Here is a 21,039-nt window from a genome sequence, read left to right as displayed (position 1 = left end):
AATTTTCACCCCTTAAATTTAAAATCTACTATGCGTCTTGATGATGAAGAAATGAGCGAAAACGTCGAGAAACGGTCCGGTGGCGGCATGCGCAAGATCGGGGTTGGCGGCGGCATTGGCACCCTTGTCATTATAGTGCTGGCATTGATCTTTAAACAGGACCCGCAGCAGGTAATGCAGGCTGTTCAACAGGTAGCCCCAGGCCAGGAGCAGGCGGGAACATCTGAAAAACTTACGAAGGAAAATGCAAGTCCTTTTGAGGTCATGTCTTCTAAAGTTCTCCGCAGTACCGAAAGGGTATGGAAGCAGGGATTCCAGGAGCGCAACAAAACCTATGAAGTACCCGGTATGGTGTCTTTTGAAAAAGGTACCAATTCCGGCTGCGGCTTTGCGGAATCAGCTATGGGCCCATTTTATTGCCCGGCCGACCGTAAAGTATACCTGGACGTTTCTTTCTTTAATGAACTGGAGCAACAATTTGGCGTAAAGGGCGATTTCTCAAAGGCTTATGTGATTGCACATGAAGTAGGGCATCACGTACAGAACCTTTTGGGCATCAGCGATAAATTACAATCCATGCGTTCCCGGCTAAGCGAAAAAGAATACAATAAATTATCGGTGATGCTGGAGCTGCAGGCAGATTTCCTTGCGGGCGTATGGGCTAACCGTGCCAATAAAATCAAACCTTTCCTGGATCCGGGAGATGTAGAATCCGGGTTGAATGCCGCCAGCGCGGTAGGCGACGACCGCCTGCAGCAGGCCAGCACTGGCCAGGTAGTGCCGGATGCCTTTACGCACGGAACGTCCGAACAAAGGATGTTCTGGTTTAAGAAAGGCTTTGAATCCGGGAATGTGGCCGACGGTGACACGGGCATCGGCCTGGGTAACTGGTAGGCGAGGGGTTTCCGGATTTGTATACCTGTACCAGGAGTAATACAAATCCGGAAATGGTGCATCGTTAAATATTCAGCATTTCCTTTGCCAGTTCGATCATCCTTGGATCACCGGTATATTTCCCGTTTATATCAGACAACTTCACTACAGGCGACCACCGGGTAGCATCTTCGGGCAGGGCTTCATACATTTTTATTACAATATTCAGGGCCGTTAACCCTACGTCGTTGGTAAAATTGGTACCAATGCCAAACGACATCCCGATCTTTCCCCGGCAGTAAGCGGCGATATCCGCTACTTTCTCATAATTGAGGCCATCTGAGAAAATGATGGTTTTGCTGAGCGGATCCACGTTTTTACCTTTATAATGCGCAATAGTGCGGTCTGCAAACAAGAGTGGATCGCCGCTGTCGTGCCGCACCCCATCAAACAGCCGGGCGAATTTCTTGTCGAACTGCTCAAAAAAAACAGGAGTGGTGTAGGTATCTGAAAGCGCAATTCCCAGATCCCCGCGGTATACCTGTACCCAGTTCTCCAATCCAAGCATGTTGGCCATTTTAAAGCCGTATTTGGCCGCATGAAACATAAACCATTCATGGGCGTGGGTGCCTACAGGCTTTACCCCGTTGCGCATGGCCAGGTGTACATTGCTGGTGCCAATAAAACAACCTGTTCCATATTCACCCAGCGTTTTCACCACCAGCTTATGAACGGCGAGGGAATGCCGGCGCCGGGTGCCAAAATCCGCGATGGTGATATCCATCTCTTTATATTTTTCAATTTTTTCGCGGGTAATGCGGATCACTTCTTCATCAGCTACCCGCTGCTGGCCGGTCAGCTGGTAATAGAGTTCGCAGATGAGCGACATCAGCGGCACTTCCCAAAGGATAGTGCGGTACCAGTAGCCATCGGCATGTACTTCCAGGTGTTCGCCCTGTTGTGCAATATGAATTTCGGCCGGATCATAGCGGTAGCCCTGCAGGAAATCAAGGTAGGTAGGGTCGAGGTAAGGACAGGTAACAGCCAGGTAATCCTTTTCCTCAGGGGTAAGCTGCAGCAGCTGCATGTTATTCACCGCTTCACGGAGGGCTTCGGCAAAGCCTGGCGGAAAGGCATGCTGTCCCCGGTTAATGAACGTATAACGGGCACGGGCCTTCGGGAATAATTTGACAACGCCATGCTGCATGGTAAATTTATAGAAATCGTTATCAAGAAGCGAAGTAAGGATCATATTTGGCGTTTAGATTCACAATAAAATTATATTTTTGCATTTAATCATATTCTCACTTACCATGAAGCAGATTAAAGTTAAATGGCCCCTTAACCCACAGGAAACCATATTATTCAAAATTGATGCAGTGTACATGAAGACCAGGTTCAATGCAAAACAAGGTACACTGTATATTACAAACGAGAGAATTGTTCTTGAAGCCAAACCAATGGTGATGATTTTGTTATTTGGTGTCATTGGTTGGTTGCTTTCCCGTAAAAAAATTACCCTGGAATTTCCGTTATCTGATATAACAGATTTCAGAAGAGGTAAACAGGGCTTTAACAAAAGAGTTGCCGAGTTCGATCTGATAGATGGCCGCAATATACGCATCGGCATTTCCGGTAAATGGGAACTTTTTGATGCTGCTTACCAGAAAGCAATGATAGACGTACAGCCTTTATTCAGTGTAAAATAATTCAGAGTTTATTACCGCAGTATTTGCAGAAGTCCGCATTGGCATCGTGTTCTTCACGCATGCAATGCGGACAAACTCTGCGATCTACATCATCGCGACTGCGTATCCTGCTCATCTCCACCGTCACTATCCCTGTAGGTACCGCTATAATTGCATAACCCATTATCATGATGAGCGCTGAAAACGCTTGCCCCATTGGCGTTACAGGCGCAATGTCCCCGTAACCCACCGTGGTGAGCGTAACCACCGCCCAGTACACACTTACCGGTATGCTGGTGAACCCTGAATTATGGTCAGACTCTATCACATACATAATAGCGCCTAATACAACGGTCAACAATCCAATAAAAAAAAGGAAAACAAATATTTTACGCTGGCTTTGTTGTAGCGCCAGCGACAGTTGTTTGCTTTCGTTCAGGAAGGGGACCAGTTTAAATATCCTGAAGATCCGCATGAGCCGTAGTATCCGGATGGTGAGCAGGAAGTGCGCACCACCATAAAAAGCTTCCACATAGGTAGGCAGGATGCAGAGCAGGTCAACAAGCCCGTAGAAGCTCGTAATATATGCCTTCGGACGGTAACTGCACCAAACCCGGAAGAGATATTCCAGCGTGAAAATAATAGTGAATACCCATTCCAATATATGAAACAGGTGTCCGAATTTCTCCTGCAAAGGCGCCACGCTTTCCATCATTACAATAACAACACTGATCAGAATAGCAACAAGGAGGATAATATCGAACGCCCGGCCGGCCGGTGTGCTCGCCTCAAAAATAATGTTATGCCATTTCTCCTGGAAGGGAGTAAGTTCGCGCCTGCTATCGTTAGTCATCCTGTTGAGTTATGTACTTAAAACAAAAGCAGGTTAGTTTATGTTTAGTGAAAACTTTTATAATAATATCAAAAGATGATTAGCGGCTTTTCCTATCTTTAACATATGCTAACCGGAATTTTAATAAATTTATTTGAGCGGGATCTCAGCAAACTCGAGGAGGAGATTGCCGCATATGAAACAGCTGCCGGCATCTGGCAGGTTCCTCCCGGTATAACAAATCCCGCCGGGAATCTTTGTCTGCATCTCTGCGGTAACCTGCAGCATTATATAGGCGCGGTATTGGGTAAGACGGACTATGTCCGCAACAGGGACCTGGAGTTCAGCGACAGGAACGTACCCACGGAAGATCTGCTGGTGCTGATCAGTTCCACGCGTCGTGTAATCCTTACCGTTATAGCAGGTTTAACAGCAGAAGAACTTGAAAAAACATATCCGGAAAAGGTTTTTTCAGGAACGATGTCTACCGGGCATTTCCTCGTACATCTGAGTACACATCTTAATTATCATCTCGGACAAATAAATTATCACCGCCGATTAACCCAGTCGTGATCCCATGAATGCCTTCCTGAATAATTTCATTAAAGTATACCAGCAACTGAAATGGCTGGTATGGCCATTTGTCTTGTTAGTCGTTACTGTGCTGGTAATGCGGCTGGTAGTAAGTCGCCAGGATGCTTATTTTTTCATTAATAAACTGCATACGCCGGCGGGCGACTTCCTATTTCCCCGGATAACAGAGCTGGGAAGCGTTGCCGCAGCGGTTCTCATTTCATTATTGCTGCTGGTCATTAACAGGCGGGCAGGCGTTATGCTGGCTACCGCGTACCTGTTTACCGCCGCTATCAGTTTTACACTGAAAGCATTGATTGGCTTTCCCCGCCCTCACCGTTATTTTGCCAGCCGTTTACAGGAAATTTATTTTGTACCAGGCGTATCGGTACTTGATAATTTCAGAAGCTTTCCTTCAGGGCACAGCGTATGTGCATTCACTGCTGCCACCGTGCTTTCCTATTATGCAAAGAATAAGTACTGGTCGCTGTTATACCTGGCGCTGGCCATGCTGGTGGGATATTCCCGGATGTATATGAGCCAGCATTTCCTGGAAGATGTGACCGCCGGCGCTACGCTTGGCGTTTTCTTTTCTATGGTATGGTTAAGCATCTTCAGGGGCAAAACAGCACAACTGTCAGGACAATAAATCTTTTTTGTCTTCCATTTCCTGTATCAGCGAGTCCTGGTGCTGCCTGAGCATTTCATTATATAATTTTGCGGGAGATGTGGTATCAGTATTTTTTTCTTTGTGCCACACAGGGGCAGGGGTGTACCGTGCCCACAGTATTTCATATCCGATGTAAATCTGGTGCTTACCATCCCTGACATGATCCGTATGTCCCAGCCGCCGTTCCTCTCCGGGAGCAAGATTTTCAATGAGGCGGGCCTGGTGCGTGGTACCCATAGTGGTAGTGATCACCTGGTCAATTGCCACAGTCATAAACCGGCTGTCCGACAGGTTCTTCACGCTGCGGAGGTATTTGGATACGCTGAATACACTATTGGAAACGCCTACTATCCTGACGGCATGGATGGCATCTTCACCTGCGACAGGCTTTGGCCTCTTTTCCTTGAAGGCCGCGCCGCGGAAGCTTTGGGTACGGAAATGAATGTACCACAACAGGAAAAAAAAGAAAATGATTACCGGAACGTACATAATTAACAGCTTTTGAGGAGGGGATTATTAAACAGGGCATCAGTCTTATTTTGAGTCGCTTGGAGGTCACAGGGTTTTTATTTTATCATATTGATAATGCTAAAATAAGCGGTCTTGCACAGGTAAATGTAAATTCTATGTTAATGAAAGCATGATATTTTTACACAGATCGATGGGTTTCCACAGGTACTTCTGCAAAAATGAACATTTTTTTTGCACGTTAACAATTAAATCACAAAATTTCTCAGGATAAACCTGCAACTTTACCGTATTGCCAAAAAACAGGTGTTTGTAACCAGGTCAGCTTTAGGGGTTAACCCCCATGTATTCTTTAGTTAACACTCCAATTAATATTTTAATATATGTATTTTTTACATCCGGGACGGATGCAGCGTCATAGCGCCCTATAGGCGTTATGACTTACTATTTACTTATCATGTTACTTAGCGGGGGAAGAAGATAAAGCTAAGACCGGCACTGTGAAATTGCGGGTTATAGTAAGGCATGATCATTTTAGTCGCCGGGTGCGCCGGATCTTTAAAGAGCTGCCGCTGAATCCAGGGATACATCCAATATGCAGTTTTGGTGCCCAGTATGCCTATACCCGCGCCGGCCACCACATCACTGAGCCAGTGTTTATTATTATACATCCTCAAAGCGCCGGTGGTGGTGGCAGCTAAATAGCCCGCCACGCCATACCAGGGGGATACGTCTTTGTATTCCTGCCGGAGAAATTCTGCAGCAGCGAAAGCTGTAGCTGTATGGCCCGAGGGGAAAGAAAGATAGTCGGAGTGATCCGGCCGCTCTTCATGGGTACGATTTTTTACAATTTCCACGGTACCAGCGGTAATTACGGCAGATATTCCCAGGATGATGGAGCGGTCGCGCAGGTTGTGTTTTCCCTGGATGCCGGCGGCATTCAGGATATAGACTGCAGCAACGGGAGCATACTGCAGGTAGTTGTCAATATGTGTGCGGAATTGAGGGTGATCTTCTTTGATTTCCGCTTTGGTAGTGGAGTTCAGGTCCCTCAGCGTTGGATTATTAAGCGCAAACACCCCGTAGCTGATCATTGCCACCGGAACAGCAACACCCGCAATAGTGGTATGAAATTGTTTTGTTTGCCAGGCAGGCAGCTGGCTCTTTTGTACAGGATAGGTAAAACGGATGGAATCATTTCCGGCAGGCAGGGAATCTGTTTCCTGTGCATTAGCACCATAAGAGCAGGTGAGGGCGCCCAACGCCAAACCTGTCGATAATATCATTTTCTTCATGCGTCACTCCTTGTTACATCAAAAATAGGAGCCGATTCTGAAGTAATTCTGTATCATCTTATTCCCCGCCCCGGTCGGGTTTGGGAAGGATCATTTCAGCGGTTTGTTTGGTATAACGGTTATGGAAGATGAAAGTAATCAGCAGCCCAAGCAGGCAACCGGCCAATACAGACAATACTCTTGCCACGGCAGTATCCCATACATGTTCACCTGCCTCATGGGTCATCACAATAATAGTGGCCGCCAGCGCCGTACGGGTAGCTGCTTCAAGATTTAACAGGTTGCAGATTACTACCGTAACAAATACGGCAGCACACATCATCATCAATATATTCGGATGCACTAATATCAACAGGAATCCCGATATACCACCCACCACATTTGCCTTAATGCGTGTAACCGCTAACGTTACGGCGTCTGATCCGTCAGGAGACAGTACCAGCATCACAGAAATCAGCACCCAGATGATGTCGTTGTAATTGACTAACCACGACAAACCAAGCACCACCAGCACGCCGGTGACGCATTTGGCTGCGTAGATGAATGTTCGCCTGATTCTTATTTTGTCAATCATGATTGAACTTTTGGCAGTTGGAAGTTGTTCTAGTGATTTAACCAAATAACGGCATGAAAATAAGGAAACTATGTTATCTGGCCACGCTGACTATTTTGTTACACGCCTGCATTAAAGACGCACCCATTAACCCGGAGGCAGATATTGAAACATTTATCATAGAAAAGAAATATCTCACTGCAGATATTTTTATTGATCAGGCAAACAAAAAGATCATGCTGAACCTTACACCTGCTGCGTTTAAGAGCGGTGTAACCCCCACGATTACCACTTCAGCGGGAGCTACGGTATTGCCGGCATCTGGCGACTCACTGCACCTGGATTCTTCACAGGTAAGCGAGTATGTTGTTACTGCCGCTAACGGAAATAAGAAGATCTACAAGATTGAATTTGGTGGGATGGGCATATGGAAATGGGACTTCGAAACCTGGCTGCTGCAGGATAAAGATAAATACCAGTATGTAGAAGAACATGGGAGTAGTACGTTCTGGTCATCCGGTAACCCAGGCATAGCCTTATCCGGCGTAAAGAAGGACCCGATGGAATATCCGCTGCGTGCCACTTCCGACGCATACCACGGAAAGTCTGCCGCTGAATTGGTGACCCGCAAAGGCACGGCTTTGTCCGCCTTGTTAGGCATTAAGCTATTTGCAGGGTCTCTTTTTGTAGGTGTATTTGATTCGAGAAATGCCATGACTGCGCCGTTAACGGCTACACAATTCGGGGAGCCCTATTCAGGTAAGCCACTGCGTTTCGTGGGTTATTATAAATATCAGCCGGGAGAACAATACCAGGATAAGGCCGGGAATATTATTGCGGGCATGAAAGACAGTTGTTCTTTATACGCGGTGCTGTTCAAAGGAACCACCAGGCTGGACGCCACCAACATCCACACATCAGACAGGATAGTAGCCACCGCCAGTATACCGGATGGCGGTCCTCACAGCACATGGACACGATTTGATATCCCGTTTAAAACCGTACAGCCATATACAGGAACGGAGAAAATGATGATGGCAATTGTAGCGTCTTCCAGCAAAGATGGCGATACCTATAAAGGTGCTATCGGTAGCAGGCTGGTACTCGATAGCCTGGAAGTGATAAAATAACCGGGCAGTATAAACAAAAGATTACCCATGATGATAAATATAAGAATACCAGTACTGATATCAGGCATGCTCGCCACTGCCTCGCCGTTATTGGCGCAGGATAACGGACACGGGCAAACGAATATGCACCACTTTAAACCGGTACTTGAACATCGCATCCTGGCGGGGGTTAACTTTGGGGGCACGGCGCCCGTAGGCTTACCCAACACCATCCGTAAAATCGAAACCTACCGGCCTGAATTCTCTCCTTCGCTGGGTTATGAGCTGTCGTACCGCAAAACAAAAAAATGGGGCGCTGCCATAGCCGTGAAACTGGACTATAAAGGAATGTTTACCAAAGATGAAGTGCAGTATTTTCCTACTATCATTACCACCAGTGATGGTGGCCGTTTTGAAGGAGACTTTACTGGCAAAAACGAAACCACGGTACGTAATGCATATGTGTTCTTTCCCATCAGCGTAGTATATACTCCCAATGACCGTTGGCGTTTTAACATGGGCGGTTACATGGCCTGGTTGTTCAGCGCCAACTTCCACGGTAATGTTTCGGACGGATATATCCGCAACGGCGGATCCTTAGGAGAGAAAGTAAACATCACAGAAGCCACCTTCGATTTTGGCACAGAAGTCCGTTCATTTGATGCGGGGTTACAAGGCGGCGCTGCCTATCGCGTAGGTAAAAAACTCAGCATCAACGGCAACCTCAACTGGGGATTGCGCCCGATATTCCCAGACGATTTTAAAGGAATGGATTTCCCCTTGTACAACATCTACATGACCTTAGGCGTAACGTATAAAATATAAAACCGCGACCGCCTTCGGCGGTGCGAAGGTTGTCTTGAGCACTGATTACGCTGATTATACTGATTAGTTGGATTTTTACTTTTGGATTTTCTTTGATTTCTTAGATTTTCTTAAACAATAATTAAGGGAGATATAAGCGAATATATCCGCTTATATCTCCCTTAATCCTTTAAAATCCAAAGTGATCAATCCCTAAATCAGTATAATCAGCGTAATCAGTGCTCAAGACAACCTTCGCACCGCCGAAGGCGGTCATCCGCGCACTAGTACTTCGCCGCCTGCCCGGCTTTGGGAAGGGACGCACGGATGAAATCACGGATATCGTTATTCCCTGTTGCCAGATCATCCTTCCGGAGGTACATCATGTGGCCACTGCGGTAGCCGCGCCAGGAGAGGCGGTCTTTCAACCGGCCGCCGGGATCCATTTGCCACATACTGTATTTGGCATTGAAGTAATCGCAGGCGCCGTCGTAGTAGCCTGATTGGATCATTACATGCAGGTAGGGGTTGGCGGCCATGGCCTCACGGAGGTTTTCGCCGGTGTTGTCGCCGTTCTTATCCCACGGATGCACGGGACCAAACATCATGTATTTGAGATCAGTATTGAATTTCAGCTCTTGCCTGAGATAAATATTAATGGCTGGCGTAAACGCATGCAGCCAGGAAGTAAGTTCTGCATTGTAATCCGGACCGTTGCCTGCATCTTCCCGGTCGAGGCCACGGTAGCGGGAATCCAGTCTGCCTACGGTAAACCCTTTATCACGCAGTAATTCTTTCCAGAAGAAATTCGGTGGTACGTCGAGGTTATGTTGCAGGATCACTTTTTCCGGTAAACCGGAGTAACGGGCCATTTTTGAGGCGATGCTTTTTCTTTGTTGTTCTTCCAGGAATCCACCCTGGCTGATGGCCGGTATTAATTCATGGATGGTGAAGTTTTCTACTTCCGGTAACACGGCGGTGAGATCTTTCTGTTGCAGGTCCGGCGGCAGCATTTTATGATACCATGCGGTGGCTGCAAAGTAAGGGAGCCGCAATGCCGCATCTACAGGGCCGTTGCGGGAAATGCCCAAATCGGTGGGGGATACCAGGATCACACCATTGAGATACATCCACTGCGCATTCTGCAATTCCAGCGCCAGGCCGGAAACACGGGTAGTACCATAGCTTTCCCCAATCAGGTATTTGGGGGAGGCCCACCTGTTTTGCCGGGACACGAAAGTGTTGATCCATTCTGCCAGGTAGCGGATGTCTGCATTCACCCCGAAGAATTTTTCACGGGGCACATCTTTTCCTATAAGCCTGGAAAAGCCGGTGTTGGCGGGATCTATGTAAATGATATCGGCGATATCCAGGATAGTTTCCGGATTTTCGTGTATGCCATAGGGTTGTACGGGATATCCTTCGTCATCGATATTGAGTAGTCTTGGGCCGGTATAGGCAATCTGCATCCATACAGAAGGCGTGCCGGGACCACCATTAAAAGAAATGACCAGCGGTCTTGCTGCGCGGTCCTTTACATCAGTCCTTTCATAATAAGTATAGAAGAGACCCGCCAGTACTTTGCCATCCTGGTCCCATACTGGTAGGGTGCCCGCGATGGCTTTGTAAGGGATCTTCTGACCTTTTACGGTTACATCGTGAAAGGTGGTAACGGCCGTATCCGGGTTCAGGACGACGGACCATTGCGGCGGCGTTTCCTCTTTGGCGGTCGCATTGACTTTATTGTTCTTCTGCTGTGCCTGTAGCTGCAGGCCAATAGTACCTGCCAGCAATAGCGGCAGCCATAGTTGTTTTGTTATTACATTCATGGATTGGATCTTGATTGCACTTAAAGATTGTGCAATTGCCGCAGAAAATCAAGCACATTCGGATGAGTGGGTGAATGCTGGAATCAGCCTTGTTTGATTTTTGTACCTTTGATCTATCATGAGATTCGTTGAACTACAGTCCTTTTATAAGATCCTTAACCGGGATATTGCAACTGCGCTGCAGGAGTCAGGCCACTTCAATATTTTCAGGATTGAGGATATGCAGTTACCGGACTATAAGCCGGTTACCTACAGCCGTCGAAACTTCTTCAAAATCAGTCTGGTTACAGGGCATAGTAAAATTCATTATGCAGATCAAAGTATCGAAGTGCTGGATAGCGTATTGGTATTTACGAATCCGATGATTCCATATCATTGGGAGAGGATCAGCGAAAAACAAAGCGGTTACGTTTGCATCTTCACAGAGGCGTTTTTTAACCGGTTTGGAAATATCAGGGATTACCCGGTATTTCAGTCTGCCGACGGCGCTGTAATACCTTTATCAGCTGGCAGTATATCCCGGTTTAGTGAACTTTTTCTGAAGATGTTTAACGAGCTGCAGGGGGATTATGCTTTTAAATATGATATGCTGCGAAGCCTTGTGATGGAAGTAATTCATGAGGCGCAAAAGATGCAGCCGGCAACCGGAGGCCCGGTCGTGGGTTCCAACGCGTCGGAAAGGATCACAGGATTGTTTGCCGAGTTACTGGAACGTCAGTTTCCCATTGAATTAAGTAACCAGGTGATTCAGTTAAGTACGCCGTCGGCTTTTGCCAAACAGTTAAATGTTCATGTTAACCATCTTAATAAAGCTTTGAAAGAAATCACGGGAAAAACCACGTCCCGTCTGATCAGGGAGCGGATATTGCAGGAAGCGAAGGTCTTACTAAAAAGTACCAACTGGACAGTGAACGAAATCGCCTGGAGCCTGGGATTTGAAGAGCCTAATCATTTTTCTACTTTCTTTAAAAGTCTTGCCGGAATCACCCCCAATAAGTTCAGGCAATCTGAGGCTGATTGATTTTCATAGTTTTTGCTTTCATTCTGGTATCATCGGCATATGCTGTTTGAGGAACTTTGTGGTATCAAATAAACAAAGTTATGTGGACAGCAAAAGATAATATGACAGATCAAGCCGGTAAGACGGTGATCGTAACAGGTGCAAATGCCGGAATCGGGTTTGAAACAGCGTTGGCCTTATACATGGCGGGAGCGCACGTGATTTTGGCCTGTAGAAGTATTGAGAATGCAACGCGTGCCCTTAGACTCATAAAGGAACATAAGGGAACTGGTTCATTGGAAACAGCTTTGCTGGATCTGGCCAACCTCACAGCGGTGAAACAGTTTTCAGAGGAATTTCTGAAGCATCACACGCAGCTTCACGTGCTTATTAATAACGCGGGCGTAATGATTCCGCCGGCCTCCAAAACAGCTGAGGGGTTTGAGTTACAGTTTGGTGTTAACTTCATCGGACATTTTGCATTAACAGGCCATCTGTATCCGTTGCTCAAAGCAACGCCAGGCGCACGTATTATTACCGTGAGCAGTATGGCGTATCTGAGAGGAGTGATCGATTTTGATAATCTGAAATCTGAGATTTCCTACGATCCGGTGAGAGAATATTCACAAAGCAAGTTAGCAGATATATTGTTCGCGGTAGAATTGCAACGGAGAATTAGCGCTGTTGGCGATAAGGTGGTTTCAATAGCGGTACAACCGGGAGCGAATAAAACGGAGTTGGCGCGTCATATGAGTGCAACTGAGTTTTCAGCTGCAAAAGAACGTGTTGGTGAACTGATGGAACCATGGCAAGGCGCTCTGCCGTCGCTATATGCCGCGGTTTCAGATGAAGTAACAGGAGGGGAATTATATGGTCCCGACCGGGACGGCGGATACCGGGGATTTCCAGCGCGTGCTGAAATTTCGCCGAATGGCTTGGATGAGATGGTGGCGAACCGGCTTTGGAGTTTTGCAGAAGAGGCTACAGGTGTTCATTATCCAGGATAGGCGCAACGGATAAGGCAACTTTAAGCAATCGGCAAACTTGCGGGCTTAAGTTTGCCTTATCCATTTGGATCAGATTAAGTTGATAGGTCAGCGAATATAAGGAAGGCCGCAAAATCGATAGGATAGAGAAGATGATTAATTATTAGTTCTTTAAGTCAGTTTATTCTATTTAACATAATATAAATTATAGGTTATATTTGAATACGCTGAAGTATAAAAAAAAGATTCTAGTCAACCTGGTTATTAGGCAGATTTTAAGGGCTAATTCACTAAAAATGAAGGCGCTGAGAATCGCATATAAGAATCATGTCTGCATATCTGATGGGATTTCGCAATTACAGCCGGTACTGTCACGCACAAAAAACCGTTTGAATAAACGAGTGATCAGTTCACTCCCATTCAAACGGTTTCTATTCTGAAGCAACTAGACGTTATGGCTACGGAATTATCTTTTTACCGCAGTCGCATCTATCTCCACCAACATACCATCCAGTGCAAGCCGCGGAACCGGAATCAGCGTATTTACGGGGAATTTTTTGTCGGGCCAGATACGCAGGGATTCTTCTGTGAGGATTTTGAGTTTCTCTTCATTGTGATCCACAATCAGCGTGGTTAGCTTCACAACATCACTGAACTTCAAGCCTTGCGATTTAAGCGCTGTATCCAGGTTGCTGAAGGTCTGCTTCAATTGTGTTCGAAAATCATTTACGAGGCTGCCATCAGCGGTTTCGCCGCCCTGACCGGCAATAAAAACCAAAGTATTTCCCGCCGGCACTGCCGCGATATGTGAATACGCATTGGGAGCCGGATCGTATAGCCCGGGAGGATTAATGAACGCCGGCATTTTTGTTTCTTTTTCCATGTCAATACTTTTGAAGATAATAAATAAGGTACCTGTTAAAGCCAATGCTGCAGCAGCTATTGGGATATTCCTGCGTGGAAATCTACGCATGCTTTTCATTTTATACCCCGCAAAATAAACGGAAATAGCTACGCCAAAACAGGTACAGATCTATGTATCTAAAGCATAACAGTATCAGCCAGGAAGTGTTTCAATAAACTCAATTACTTCACCATCCAATCCATACACGAGAGAATTATACACCGTCATAGGTGGCTCGCCCAAAACAAGCACAGACGGCGGCACACAGCTCGTGGCTCCGGCAGCGATGGCTCCGTGGTAAGCTGCTGTGGCGTTTTTCACGGTAAATGCGAAATGGAGTAAGGCGCCGGCTACCGGTGATTCTCCGTTGACGCCGCGACGACCCTGAGTTGGGATATTCGCTCCTTTGTCAAATATTTCTACAAAGGAAGATGTTCCGGGAATGAGCAGCAGCGCGCCGTATTCAATATTGAACTCCGGCAAGGTCCAGCTGTGAAACAAACTAAGTCCGAGCGACTCATAAAATTTAATAGTAGCCTTGTAGTCTTTCGCTTGAATGGCAACATGGTGCATGCCTGTGATGTTCGTCATCCGGCAAATTTAAAAGCTGCTGACGTAAGAAGATGGTACTAACAAAATTGTTAGCGCAACTTTTTTACTTCCAGTCGCTGGGCGCCATAAATACCCGTGTGCCCACTGAAATAATAGGCCGTAAAACAAGCCACGGCAAAGTATAAAATGTGGTCGGTGCCAAATAATTCTGCGCCCATTAAGGTACAGGCAATGGGTGTATTGGTGGCGCCTGCGAAAACAGCAATAAAGCCCAGGCCCGCAAACAGGTCAACCGGTGCGTTGAACAGGAGCGCCAGCGTATGGCCCAGGGTAGCGCCTATAAAAAACAGGGGGGTCACCTCTCCCCCTTTGAAACCCATTCCCAGGGTAATGGCCGTGAAAACCAGCTTCCAGAGCCAACTCCAGTCGTTAACTCCACTGCCGGGATCAAATGCAGCCAGTATACTGATAGATTTTCCGTGAACGCCTAATCCCAAATAGTCGGTAGTTCCGGCCACGTAACTCAGTAATATGATTACTACGCCGCCGGCCACAGGAATCATCCAGGGTATTTTAATATAGGCCTTGGCGTTATGCCTGATGTTATGAATGAGTTTGGAGAATAAAAGGCTGCTCAAACCAAAACACACACCACTTGCGATCACTTTCGCCAGCAACCACAGATCCTGGTGAACAAAAGGGAGCCAGTTCATGAAAGGATTGGCCTTATAAAATATATAGTAATGGGTATGTTGAATACCCCATGAGGAGCATACGATATCCGCGAAAACGGCAGCAATCAGGCAGGGTATCAATGCCTCGTAACGCATTACGCCAATGGCCAGTACTTCCAGCGCAAACACGGCGCCCGTAAGTGGCGTGCCAAACACCGCTCCAAATCCAGCCGCAATCCCGGCCATCAGTAAAATTCGTATATCCGGCGCCGATAGCCCCAGTTTTTTACCTATCAGGCCGGCCATACTGCCGCCGATCTGCACCGCTGTTCCTTCCCGCCCGGCAGAGCCACCGAATAAGTGAGTGATAATCGTGGTGACCAATACCAGCGGCGCCATACGTGCAGGCACACCGCCACCAGGTTGGTGGATCTCTTCCATGATCAGGTTGTTGCCTTTCTCAGCGTCATTTCCACCGATACGATAGAGCCAGTGGATCAGTATACCCGCCAGCGGAAGACCAAAAATCAGCCACTCATGCTCCATACGGAGATCGGTGACTACATCCAGCAGCCAGAGAAACAAGGCTACTAAAGATCCAACTATAATGGCAACAGGTGTTACCAATACGGTCCAGCGCAGCAGTTGGTTAGCCACGGACAATTGTTCCAGCAAAGATTTCGTTTGTTTCATATCCTACAAATAGCAGCGTTATATGGCAGCTTTGCTACCATTATAATATTTGTAGGCGCCATCAGACAGCCCTGGGCTGACGGTTTGGGTCAGGAAGACACCATTTCCTGTTATCTGTCTCTCAAAAATAAGTTTATTCTTTTAATAATCCGGCATAAAATGCCGCGCCCCACAAGGCGGATTTATCGTTATTCACAATATGAATCGGTACACTGGCCAGCAATTCAGCCATGCGGTCGCCCTGCATATAATGATGATAAAACTCACCTGTTTCCAGTAGCGCCGCTATCTTTGGAGGAATTCCCCCGCCCAGGAACAAGCCGCCTGTGGCCTTCATTTTCAACACCAGGTTGCATGATTCCCTGGCGAGGTAGCGGACAAACAGCTCCATCGTTTTAATACAAACGGGAATCCGTCCCGCTGCAGCGGCCTTGCTGATCTCAGCCGCAGCGTCTCCGGCGTCCATTGCCGCACGCAGTTCGGCGGGTTCTTCCATGCCTTTTATATCCCGCAGGAACTCATAGATATCTGTTATACCCGGGCCGCTGATAAGGCGTTCCCAACTCACCACGTCATATTTTTCCTGGAGATACCTGAGCAATAAAATATCGAGGTCTGTTCTGGGTGCAAAATCGGTGTGGCCGCCTTCTGTGGGAAACGGGTGATGATATTGACCATCCCAATACAATCCTGCCATACCAAGCCCCGTTCCCGGTGCTATAATGGCCATGTTCCCATTATGCTCCGATGCGCCCCTGTGCAGGGTGGTAAGCTGCTGCGGCGCCAGCGTGGCTAACCCGTAAGCGGTAGCCTCCAGGTCATTGATCAGGGCCACAGTATGCACACCCGTGCTCTGCCGGATCTCTTCTTCACTCAGCTCCCGGCTCAGGTTGGTCAGTTCCACTTTTCCCTTCACCACAGGCCCGGCTACGCCTATGCATATACGCTGCGGCGGGGTATCACTGCATCCACTGAGAAAGTGCTTAATTATCTCTGAAAAATTCTGATAATCACGCGAAGCATATTTTTCCTGCCGGATCAGCTCCAGTTCTCCATTCACGCTGCTGAACAAGGCCAGGTTAGTTTTGGTGCCTCCCAGGTCGCCCGCCAGCAGATAGGTTTTGGTATCGCCACTGCTTACCGGCTCTATAAAATGAGGAAGGTATTGCTGCTTTTTCAATGTTTGCATCTTTGTGGAACTTTATACTTAAAAATAAGGGTTTCCACCAAGAATACAACAGGAATATGTTTTGTTAATAATTGTCCCGGATATATTATTGGAACAGCTTTTGTTCCAGGGGGGTGAACAATTCCGGGAGAAAAATGTAATTCAAACCAAACGTAAGGCCCATATGGAAAGACACACCTATCAGACAGGACTTATTGGCAACTGTGCATTTCTGGCGCACGTAAATAAGGATACAAACATCGATTGGCTTTGCTGGCCCCGCATGGACAGCTCCTTTGTTTTCGGCGGACTGCTCGATACGAAGAAAGGTGGCTGCTTCTCTATTTTACCGGAGGCAGATTTTTCTTCCCATCAGTATTACCTGGAAAACACCAATGTGCTGTGTACTGAAATTACCACTACAGAAGGTAGCTACCGCGTTACCGACTTTGCGCCCCGCTTCCTTCAGTATGAACGTTTTTTTAAGCCGCTCATGCTGATCCGGAAAGTGGAACCGCTGGAAGGCTCGCCCCGGATCCGGGTAACCTGTGAGCCTACCTGCGACTATGGCGCATCGAAGTTGCGCCCTATGAGAGGCAGCAGTCATATTGAATTTACAGGCTGCGAAGAAAACATCCGTCTCACTACCAATATTGCTGTCAGCTACCTTATCGACGATGAGTTTTTTGTACTCAATGATACGCGGTACCTGATTCTCACTTATGGCCATCCGCTCGAAGCGCCACTGGCCAGTACCGCGGAACGGTTTCTCCGGGAAACTATTTCCTACTGGAGAACATGGATCAAGCATTCTTCCATTGCCAATTACTTCCAGCCTTATGTGATCCGCTCTGCTTTAGCGCTGAAAATACACCAGTATGAAGATACCGGCGCCATCATCGCAGCCAGCACCACCAGCTTACCCGAGTTTCCTGAAAGCGGGCGTAATTGGGACTATCGCTATTGCTGGATGCGCGATACCTATTATATTATCACTGCCTTGAACCACATTGGTCATTTTGAAGAAATGGAAAGATACTTCGGTTACATCACCGATATCTCTTTCTCCGGTGATTTCCGGTATCAGCCACTGTATGGAATTACGGGACAAAAAACCCTGTCGGAAACCATCCTGCCACACCTTGATGGCTACATGGGAAATAAACCGGTGCGCATCGGCAACCAGGCTTTTGAGCACATCCAGAACGATATATATGGACAGGTGCTTATTTCCATGCTTCCATTATATACTGACCACCGTTTTATTTTTTCAGAAAGAAAGGATTCTGACCGGTGGATTGAACTGCTGCTGAAGAAGATAGAAAAAACGATTGATGAGAAAGATGCAGGTATCTGGGAGTTCAGGAACATGGCTAACGTTCACTGCTACACGAACCTGTTCCAGTGGGCCGGCTGCGCAGCTGCTGAAAAAATGGCCCGCACCATTGGCAATCAATCCCTGCTGGATAAGGCCATTGAACTGAAAAACCGCGCTGCAGCCCATATTGAAAGCTGTTACGACCCGGTAAGAAAAGTATACACCAACGCCGCTGGAAGCCAGCACCTGGACGCCAGCACCCTTCAGCTGATCATGATGAATTACCTGGATCCTGCCTCTGAACGGGCACGCGATCATCTCATCGCATTGGAAAAGGAATTGAAAACACCGGAAGGATTGTTTTACCGTTACCGTCACTCCGATGATTTTGGTAAACCCAAAACCACTTTCCTCGTATGTGCGTTCTGGTATGTGGAAGCACTTGCCTGCGTTGGCCGGCTGGAAGATGCGCAGCGGGAATTTGCCAAGCTACTGCAATATTCTAATCACCTGTTGCTTTTCAGTGAAGATGTGGAATCTGCCACCGGCAGCCAGTGGGGGAATTTCCCGCAGGCTTACAGTCATGTGGGATTGATGAATGCCGCCTACCGGATTGCCATGAAACTGGATACCCCCATTTTTCTATAGTTTGATTTTACATAAAAATAAAGGAGGGGAGTTTGTGCTCCCCTCCTTTTATTATTTACACGCTTTCCCTGTTGCGTAATGTTCTCAGCAAATGCCGTACTTCATGATAACTTCGCAAGTAATACTGTGCAGCAGATACCTGGCTGCCTACTTTCACCGTGATGGCTTTATTCGGAAGCGCTTTAAAGATGTCTTCATCTGTTACATCATCGCCCATGGCCATAATGAAGTCGTATTTTTTATGATTCAGCCAGCTCAGGGCGGCTTTACCTTTATTTATTTCGATATTCTTTACCTCTATTACTTTGTCGCCGGGCAATACCTGCAATCCTTTCTCCACTGTAAAGTAGCGCAGGGTATTCATCAGTTCATTGGCGCGTAATTCTCCGAGGCCGGATTCCACTTTGCGGTAATGCCATACCAGGGAGAAACTTTTTTCCTCGATGAAGGAACCGGGTGTACGGTCGGTAGCCAGTTCCATGATAGGCAGCAGTTCCTTTTTCCATTTGTCGGTGAGACCGGGCAGCTGGTACCACTCCCCTGCTTTCGTTTTTTGCCAGGCGCCATGTTCTGCAATGAGATCGAGGTTGAGATGACCGAACCACTCTCCCAGTGTATCGTGGTTCCTGCCGCTGATCATTACCAGGTCGTTGCCAGGTATGGCTGCCAGTTCCCGCAGTAGCTGGTACAGATCAGGATCAGGAGATGCCATGTCGATATTGGGCTGGAAGCCCACCAATGTGCCGTCGTAGTCGAGGAAGATGATCCGTTTTTTACTGTTGAAATATTGTTGCCGGATGAGTACCGCTGTTTCCTGGTTTACGCGGCGGGCCAGCATATTCTGCTGCATCTCATTTACTTCCTGCAGGCGGGTCATGAATAGTTTTACCCAGTGGCTGATATTGAACTTGGCAACCACGGTGCGCATTTGTTTCATGCGGCGTTGCTGTTCCGCGAGTGGCATGTTCAGCGCGTCTACGATAGCGCGGGTGATAGCGCCAATGTTATTTGGATTGACGATGATCGCATCTATTAATTCTTTAGATGCCCCCGCCATTTCGCTCAGAATCAATACACCATCGTCGTTATTACGGCTGGCTACATATTCCTTGCTGACGAGGTTCATCCCATCACGCATAGGTGTTACGAGACAGATGTCTGCAAAATTATAGAGGGCAGATAGTGTTTCCAGCGGAAATGAACGGTAGAAGTATTGGATAGGATGCCAGGCCAGCGTACGGAAACGGGCATTAATATTTCCTACCTGTTTATCTATTTCATCGCGCAGTTCTTTGTACTGGGGCACCTGGTCGCGGGAAGGCACCACAATCATATACAACACCACCTTGCCGATATATTCAGGATGGAGCTGCAGCAGCAGTTCAAAAGCCTGGAGCCGTTGCAGGATTCCTTTGCTGTAGTCCAGCCGGTCGATGGAAAGCACGAGCCGGTCGTTGTGAAAGTTTTCCTTCAGGTTTTTTACCTGCTGCAGTACTTCGGGGTCATTGCCCATTTCTGCATACTTGTTATAATCGATCCCCATTGGAAATGTTTCCACTACAATGGCGCGGTCGTTATAAGACACCACGTTGGCGGTGGTGGTCACCGGCAGGATGCGGCTGGCGGCATTCAGGAAGTGGCGGGTATCATCAAAAGTATGGAACCCCATCAGATCGGCGCCCAGCATCCCTTCCAGGATCTCGGCCCTCCATGGGATTAGGCGGAATAATTCGAAGGAAGGAAAAGGGATGTGCTGGAAGAAGCCGATGGAGATCTCCGGCATCTCTGCGCGGATCATTCCGGGCAGCAGCAGCAATTGGTAGTCATGAATCCAGATGGTGTCTCCGGGTTCTGCTACTTTCATAATAATATCCCTGAATTTTTTATTAACCTGGTAATAAGCGTCCCAATAGGATTGTTCATAGTGGGCATAAACAGCCATATAGTGGAAAACCGGCCACAGTGTTTCATTAGAAAAGCCTTCGTAGAAGTTGTTGATTTCATCCTGTGTCAGGTATACCGGCATCAGGTTCATCTTACGCAACTTTTTTGTTACTTTCTCTTGTTCCTTCTGGTCTGTGATTTCCTGTCCCGGCCAGCCTATCCAGATATTATTTCCTTCGCGGTAGATGGAGCCCAGGCCTGTTGCCAGGCCCCCTTCGCTGGGTTGAAGGGAGTAATCCCCCTCTGTTTCCGAAATCTTTACTGGCAGCCTGTTCGATACAATAATGGTCTTTCGCATAGTCAGTTTATATAATCTATTATCTAATTACATTCAATTGGAATAGCACCCAACAAAACAAAAAATGCACCCAAAAGAGCGGAACCTACATATATAAATAAATACAATGCTGCTACAATGGCTATGGTTCATCAACAGGGTTTATCCGGAGCGGATAAGG

20 protein-coding genes and 1 riboswitch are annotated in these 21,039 nt (G+C 47.3%); of the genes, 9 read left to right on the top strand and 11 right to left on the bottom strand.

Features of this window, described 5'->3' with window-relative positions:
- The first annotated feature begins 30 nt into the window (after positions 1-30).
- Positions 31-894 (top strand): KPN_02809 family neutral zinc metallopeptidase, encoded by an 864-nt coding sequence (gene ypfJ / locus ACLHR0_RS09525; protein WP_436486134.1) that lies wholly within the window; start codon positions 31-33, stop codon positions 892-894.
- A 64-nt stretch (positions 895-958) separates the two neighbouring features.
- On the opposite strand, the gene pncB is transcribed toward ypfJ, so the two are convergent.
- Positions 959-2,125 (bottom strand): nicotinate phosphoribosyltransferase, encoded by a 1,167-nt coding sequence (gene pncB / locus ACLHR0_RS09520; RefSeq protein WP_436486133.1) that lies wholly within the window; start codon positions 2,123-2,125, stop codon positions 959-961.
- 61 nt (positions 2,126-2,186) lie between these two features.
- On the opposite strand from pncB, the gene ACLHR0_RS09515 reads away from it, so the two are divergent.
- Positions 2,187-2,582 (top strand): hypothetical protein, encoded by a 396-nt coding sequence (locus ACLHR0_RS09515; RefSeq protein WP_429064643.1) that lies wholly within the window; start codon positions 2,187-2,189, stop codon positions 2,580-2,582.
- A 1-nt stretch (position 2,583) separates the two neighbouring features.
- On the opposite strand, the gene ACLHR0_RS09510 is transcribed toward ACLHR0_RS09515, so the two are convergent.
- On the bottom strand, positions 2,584-3,414 hold the full coding sequence (locus ACLHR0_RS09510; protein WP_436486131.1) for an ion transporter: 831 nt from the start codon (positions 3,412-3,414) through the stop codon (positions 2,584-2,586).
- 105 nt (positions 3,415-3,519) lie between these two features.
- On the opposite strand from ACLHR0_RS09510, the gene ACLHR0_RS09505 reads away from it, so the two are divergent.
- Both ACLHR0_RS09505 and ACLHR0_RS09500 read left to right on the top strand, forming a co-directional pair.
- A complete protein-coding gene (locus ACLHR0_RS09505; RefSeq protein ID WP_436486129.1) occupies positions 3,520-3,966 on the top strand; it encodes a DinB family protein in 447 nt (148 codons plus the stop codon).
- 4 nt (positions 3,967-3,970) lie between these two features.
- Positions 3,971-4,615 carry a phosphatase PAP2 family protein gene (locus ACLHR0_RS09500; protein ID WP_436486127.1) on the top strand — a complete coding sequence of 215 codons (645 nt, stop codon included), beginning with the start codon at positions 3,971-3,973 and terminating at the stop codon, positions 4,613-4,615.
- Here ACLHR0_RS09500 and ACLHR0_RS09495 read toward each other — a convergent pair.
- The 3 genes from ACLHR0_RS09495 to ACLHR0_RS09485 form a co-directional block, all read right to left on the bottom strand.
- A complete protein-coding gene (locus tag ACLHR0_RS09495) occupies positions 4,604-5,125 on the bottom strand; it encodes a hypothetical protein (protein WP_429047971.1) in 522 nt (173 codons plus the stop codon). The genes ACLHR0_RS09500 and ACLHR0_RS09495 overlap by 12 nt on opposite strands.
- A gap of 443 nt (positions 5,126-5,568) precedes the next feature.
- Positions 5,569-6,399, bottom strand: a complete 831-nt coding sequence (locus ACLHR0_RS09490) for a phosphatase PAP2 family protein (RefSeq protein WP_436486125.1) — start codon at positions 6,397-6,399, stop codon at positions 5,569-5,571.
- 58 nt (positions 6,400-6,457) lie between these two features.
- Complete coding sequence (locus ACLHR0_RS09485) at positions 6,458-6,973, bottom strand: FUSC family protein (protein ID WP_429047967.1); 516 nt, start codon at positions 6,971-6,973, stop codon at positions 6,458-6,460.
- 53 nt (positions 6,974-7,026) lie between these two features.
- Between ACLHR0_RS09485 and ACLHR0_RS09480 the strand changes: the two genes are divergently transcribed.
- Entirely contained in the window at positions 7,027-8,082 is a 1,056-nt protein-coding gene (locus ACLHR0_RS09480; protein ID WP_429047965.1) for a PCMD domain-containing protein, read from the top strand.
- Positions 8,083-8,109: 27 nt separating this feature from the next.
- Positions 8,110-8,886 (top strand): porin family protein, encoded by a 777-nt coding sequence (locus ACLHR0_RS09475; protein ID WP_436486124.1) that lies wholly within the window; start codon positions 8,110-8,112, stop codon positions 8,884-8,886.
- A 263-nt stretch (positions 8,887-9,149) separates the two neighbouring features.
- Here ACLHR0_RS09475 and ACLHR0_RS09470 read toward each other — a convergent pair whose 3' ends face one another.
- Positions 9,150-10,694, bottom strand: a complete 1,545-nt coding sequence (locus tag ACLHR0_RS09470) for a S10 family peptidase (protein ID WP_436486123.1) — start codon at positions 10,692-10,694, stop codon at positions 9,150-9,152.
- Between the two features lie 118 nt (positions 10,695-10,812).
- Here ACLHR0_RS09470 and ACLHR0_RS09465 point away from each other — a divergent pair, with 118 nt between their 5' ends.
- Positions 10,813-11,715, top strand: coding sequence for a helix-turn-helix domain-containing protein (locus tag ACLHR0_RS09465; RefSeq protein WP_436486121.1), 903 nt, complete (start codon positions 10,813-10,815; stop codon positions 11,713-11,715).
- A gap of 80 nt (positions 11,716-11,795) precedes the next feature.
- Positions 11,796-12,701, top strand: a complete 906-nt coding sequence (locus ACLHR0_RS09460) for an oxidoreductase (protein ID WP_436486119.1) — start codon at positions 11,796-11,798, stop codon at positions 12,699-12,701.
- Positions 12,702-13,146: 445 nt separating this feature from the next.
- On the opposite strand, the gene ACLHR0_RS09455 is transcribed toward ACLHR0_RS09460, so the two are convergent.
- From ACLHR0_RS09455 to glk, 4 genes are all read right to left on the bottom strand, one after another.
- Positions 13,147-13,653: a RidA family protein gene (locus ACLHR0_RS09455; protein WP_436486117.1), complete on the bottom strand. Its 507-nt coding sequence runs from the start codon at positions 13,651-13,653 to the stop codon at positions 13,147-13,149.
- A gap of 84 nt (positions 13,654-13,737) precedes the next feature.
- Complete coding sequence (locus tag ACLHR0_RS09450; RefSeq protein ID WP_436486115.1) at positions 13,738-14,175, bottom strand: VOC family protein; 438 nt, start codon at positions 14,173-14,175, stop codon at positions 13,738-13,740.
- A 50-nt stretch (positions 14,176-14,225) separates the two neighbouring features.
- Positions 14,226-15,503: a voltage-gated chloride channel family protein gene (locus ACLHR0_RS09445; RefSeq protein WP_436486113.1), complete on the bottom strand. Its 1,278-nt coding sequence runs from the start codon at positions 15,501-15,503 to the stop codon at positions 14,226-14,228.
- Between the two features lie 45 nt (positions 15,504-15,548).
- A riboswitch (Fluoride riboswitch) is annotated at positions 15,549-15,620 on the bottom strand.
- Between the two features lie 16 nt (positions 15,621-15,636).
- Positions 15,637-16,692, bottom strand: coding sequence for a glucokinase (glk, locus tag ACLHR0_RS09440; RefSeq protein WP_436486111.1), 1,056 nt, complete (start codon positions 16,690-16,692; stop codon positions 15,637-15,639).
- Between the two features lie 61 nt (positions 16,693-16,753).
- Here glk and ACLHR0_RS09435 point away from each other — a divergent pair, with 61 nt between their 5' ends.
- A complete protein-coding gene (locus ACLHR0_RS09435) occupies positions 16,754-18,637 on the top strand; it encodes a glycoside hydrolase family 15 protein (RefSeq protein ID WP_436486109.1) in 1,884 nt (627 codons plus the stop codon).
- Between the two features lie 55 nt (positions 18,638-18,692).
- Here ACLHR0_RS09435 and ACLHR0_RS09430 read toward each other — a convergent pair whose 3' ends face one another.
- On the bottom strand, positions 18,693-20,879 hold the full coding sequence (locus tag ACLHR0_RS09430) for a bifunctional alpha,alpha-trehalose-phosphate synthase (UDP-forming)/trehalose-phosphatase (RefSeq protein WP_370913048.1): 2,187 nt from the start codon (positions 20,877-20,879) through the stop codon (positions 18,693-18,695).
- Positions 20,880-21,039 lie beyond the last annotated feature (160 nt).

It is taken from the genome of Chitinophaga sp. ARDCPP14 (assembly GCF_051362515.1).
Lineage (GTDB): Bacteria > Bacteroidota > Bacteroidia > Chitinophagales > Chitinophagaceae > Chitinophaga.
The sequence above is the reverse complement of the archived record's forward strand: the minus strand, read 5'-3'. Positions and strand labels throughout refer to the sequence as shown.

Bases quoted from the DNA above. Each gene is read 5' to 3' on its own strand.
- ypfJ (WP_436486134.1), top strand. From the start codon at position 31: ATGCGTCTTGATGATGAAGAAATGAGCGAAAACGTCGAGAAACGGTCC.
- pncB (WP_436486133.1), bottom strand. From the start codon at position 2,125: ATGATCCTTACTTCGCTTCTTGATAACGATTTCTATAAATTTACCATG.
- ACLHR0_RS09515 (WP_429064643.1), top strand. From the start codon at position 2,187: ATGAAGCAGATTAAAGTTAAATGGCCCCTTAACCCACAGGAAACCATA.
- ACLHR0_RS09510 (WP_436486131.1), bottom strand. From the start codon at position 3,414: ATGACTAACGATAGCAGGCGCGAACTTACTCCCTTCCAGGAGAAATGG.
- ACLHR0_RS09505 (WP_436486129.1), top strand. From the start codon at position 3,520: ATGCTAACCGGAATTTTAATAAATTTATTTGAGCGGGATCTCAGCAAA.
- ACLHR0_RS09500 (WP_436486127.1), top strand. From the start codon at position 3,971: ATGAATGCCTTCCTGAATAATTTCATTAAAGTATACCAGCAACTGAAA.
- ACLHR0_RS09495 (WP_429047971.1), bottom strand. From the start codon at position 5,125: ATGTACGTTCCGGTAATCATTTTCTTTTTTTTCCTGTTGTGGTACATT.
- ACLHR0_RS09490 (WP_436486125.1), bottom strand. From the start codon at position 6,399: ATGAAGAAAATGATATTATCGACAGGTTTGGCGTTGGGCGCCCTCACC.
- ACLHR0_RS09485 (WP_429047967.1), bottom strand. From the start codon at position 6,973: ATGATTGACAAAATAAGAATCAGGCGAACATTCATCTACGCAGCCAAA.
- ACLHR0_RS09480 (WP_429047965.1), top strand. From the start codon at position 7,027: ATGAAAATAAGGAAACTATGTTATCTGGCCACGCTGACTATTTTGTTA.
- ACLHR0_RS09475 (WP_436486124.1), top strand. From the start codon at position 8,110: ATGATGATAAATATAAGAATACCAGTACTGATATCAGGCATGCTCGCC.
- ACLHR0_RS09470 (WP_436486123.1), bottom strand. From the start codon at position 10,694: ATGAATGTAATAACAAAACAACTATGGCTGCCGCTATTGCTGGCAGGT.
- ACLHR0_RS09465 (WP_436486121.1), top strand. From the start codon at position 10,813: ATGAGATTCGTTGAACTACAGTCCTTTTATAAGATCCTTAACCGGGAT.
- ACLHR0_RS09460 (WP_436486119.1), top strand. From the start codon at position 11,796: ATGTGGACAGCAAAAGATAATATGACAGATCAAGCCGGTAAGACGGTG.
- ACLHR0_RS09455 (WP_436486117.1), bottom strand. From the start codon at position 13,653: ATGCGTAGATTTCCACGCAGGAATATCCCAATAGCTGCTGCAGCATTG.
- ACLHR0_RS09450 (WP_436486115.1), bottom strand. From the start codon at position 14,175: ATGACGAACATCACAGGCATGCACCATGTTGCCATTCAAGCGAAAGAC.
- ACLHR0_RS09445 (WP_436486113.1), bottom strand. From the start codon at position 15,503: ATGAAACAAACGAAATCTTTGCTGGAACAATTGTCCGTGGCTAACCAA.
- glk (WP_436486111.1), bottom strand. From the start codon at position 16,692: ATGCAAACATTGAAAAAGCAGCAATACCTTCCTCATTTTATAGAGCCG.
- ACLHR0_RS09430 (WP_370913048.1), bottom strand. From the start codon at position 20,879: ATGCGAAAGACCATTATTGTATCGAACAGGCTGCCAGTAAAGATTTCG.